General features: G+C 39.9%; 1 protein-coding gene. It reads right to left on the bottom strand.

Features of this window, described 5'->3' with window-relative positions:
- Nucleotides 1-443: 443 nt before the first annotated feature.
- On the bottom strand, nucleotides 444-1,832 hold the full coding sequence (tuf, locus tag MU846_RS14830; protein WP_246953970.1) for a translation elongation factor EF-1 subunit alpha: 1,389 nt from the start codon (nucleotides 1,830-1,832) through the stop codon (nucleotides 444-446).
- Between the last annotated feature and the right edge of the window lie 226 nt (nucleotides 1,833-2,058).

Below are 2,058 nucleotides of genomic sequence, written 5' to 3'. Positions count from 1 at the left end.
GCTTCACAAAACAAAAAGTTGACTTAAAAATCCTCGAATATAAATTAAATATCTGTCGAACAAAATAAAATGAAAAAACATGCTATTCACATGACGAGTTCCTCTTCTAAAAATAAAAAAGAATAGAAAAAAATCTTAAAGCCTTCCTTGTGAGTTTTAAAAAACTGTATTTAAGTAGAATTAATCATAATGCTATACTATATATATAATAATATAGATTAAACATATATAAGGAAAGGTTCGAGAAAAGTGAAGATCATGCAGCCGCTTTTCCTCCGGAACTCCTTACGATGGAAACACGGCTGCAGGAGCCACTTGGATAGATGCTGCTGATGGGGAGAAAAGCGACATGATAATTGTTTTAAGTAATAGCTTCCTGATTCTGATAATGATGGCGGTGGCTGTGGTGGCTTGTCTGCTGCTGATCTGATGACGACACCTAGTTATTTCTTCTTTTGTGCCTTCTCGGCGGCCTTTGTTACTTTACCCGTTGTTATATCTTTATTAGTTACAGACTTGATGACGCCGACGGCAACAGTTTGCCTCATGTCTCTGACAGCAAAACGTCCCAATGGGGGGAACTCTTGGAATGACTCTACACACATTGGTTTGGTTGGAACCAAGTTAATGATAGCAGCATCACCAGACTTGATAGATTTAGGGTTGCTTTCAGTAGATTTACCAGTACGACGGTCGCACTTTTCTTTGATCTCTGCAAATTTGCAGGCAATATGGGCGGTGTGACAGTCTAGAACTGGAGTATATCCATTGGAAATCTGACCAGGGTGGTTCAAAACGATAACCTGAGCAGTGAAGTCAGCAGCAGCTTTAGGTGGATTGTTTTTGGAATCACCAGCAACGTAACCTCGACGCAACTCTTTGACAGAGACGTTTTTAACGTTGAATCCTACATTGTCACCAGGTACTGCTTCCTGGAGAGCTTCGTGGTGCATTTCGACAGACTTTACTTCAGTGGTAAGATTGACAGGAGCGAAAGTGACAACCATACCTGGTTTCAGCACACCAGTTTCTACTCTACCAACTGGTACTGTTCCAATACCACCGATCTTGTACACATCCTGAAGTGGAAGCCTGAGGGCCTTATCAGTTGGCCTGCTAGGTGGTAAAATAGCATCAAGAGCTTCAATAAGACATTTACCGTCAGCCTTGCCCTCTTTCCTTTCAATAGCCCATCCCTTGAACCATGGCATCTTGTCAGATGACTCAAGCATATTATCACCATGCCAACCAGAAATAGGAACAAAAGCTACAGAAGCTGGGTTATAACCAATTTTCTTGATGTAAGAAGATACTTCTTTCTTGATTTCCTCAAACCTGGCCTCAGAGTAAGGAGGTTCAGTGGAATCCATTTTGTTAACTCCAACAATCAATTGCTTTACACCAAGTGTAAAGGCAAGAAGGGCATGCTCACGAGTCTGACCGTTCTTAGAGATACCAGCTTCAAACTCACCAGTACCTGCAGCTACAATCAACACAGCACAATCAGCCTGTGAAGTTCCTGTAATCATGTTTTTGATAAAATCTCTGTGACCAGGGGCATCAATGATTGTGACATAATACTTAGCAGTCTCAAATTTCCATAAAGCAATATCAATTGTGATACCACGTTCACGTTCAGCCTTAAGCTTGTCCAATACCCAGGCATATTTGAAAGATCCTTTGCCCATCTCCTGAGCCTCTTTCTCGAATTTTTCAATAGTACGTTTGTCGATACCGCCACATTTGTAAATGAGATGGCCAGTGGTAGTAGATTTGCCTGAATCTACGTGTCCAATGACGACAATGTTAATATGAATCTTTTCTTTGGGCATTTTTTAGCAGTTTATGAAACTATCAGTTAAGATATGGCTTGCTCCTCCATCCGGCTGTGTTGACATCAAATCGGCCATTAAAGTCAACAATAAATGGTTGACTATTAATAAAACTCTATGCTAGCTCGAAAAAAATCATAAAGAAGTAAATAATTTCTTCTGCTTTGATCATTCTAAATATAAGATTTTTTTAGAAGTTATATGGTTTCCCAAAACTGATCATAAC

Origin of the sequence: Alcanivorax quisquiliarum, assembly GCF_023051175.1 — a bacterium.
Classification (GTDB): domain Bacteria; phylum Pseudomonadota; class Gammaproteobacteria; order Pseudomonadales; family Alcanivoracaceae; genus Isoalcanivorax; species Isoalcanivorax quisquiliarum.
Note: the sequence above shows the minus strand (reverse complement) of the source record. Positions and strands in the feature narration are given on the sequence as shown.

Excerpts from the sequence above, each read along its gene's own strand:
- tuf (WP_246953970.1), bottom strand. The coding sequence starts at position 1,832 with ATGCCCAAAGAAAAGATTCATATTAACATTGTCGTCATTGGACACGTA.